Genomic DNA, 406 nt, shown 5'->3' with positions numbered 1-406 from the left:
CCGCCATGGCCGTCATTGACGAACACGGTGTACTTCTGCGTCAGCGTCTGGCCGGCCTGCAGCGAGTCCAGCACGCCGTCGGCGACCTTGAAGTTCCAGCCGATCCTGTCAGCTGCCTGATCGACCGCATCCAGCGAGAAGGTACCGAGATAACCACGGCCCTGCGGCAAGAAGCTGGCGCTGTGGGTGTCGAGCGTATCGACGTCGGTAAACGTCACCGCGCCGTCCTGCGTGTGCGTCACCGTATTCTCGCCCGTCGCCTTGTCGGCGATCTCCGTCACCGCACCGCTCTGCACACCCGAGGTGATCACCGGGGCGTCGTTGGTGCCGGCGATCACGATCGTGACCGTCTGCGTCGCCGTGCCGCCGTGGCCGTCATCGACGGTGACGTCGTAGGTCTGCACCA

1 protein-coding gene is annotated in these 406 nt (G+C 65.5%); it reads right to left on the bottom strand.

Annotation, left to right across the window (positions count from 1 at the left end; translation table 11 throughout):
* On the bottom strand, nucleotides 1–406 hold a 406-nt coding region (locus tag IB277_RS37685), incomplete at both ends, for a VCBS domain-containing protein (RefSeq protein WP_210339742.1).

The organism is Ensifer sp. ENS07 (genome assembly GCF_014852185.1).
Classification (GTDB): domain Bacteria; phylum Pseudomonadota; class Alphaproteobacteria; order Rhizobiales; family Rhizobiaceae; genus Ensifer; species Ensifer adhaerens.
This window is presented reverse-complemented; position numbering and strand designations above follow the sequence as displayed.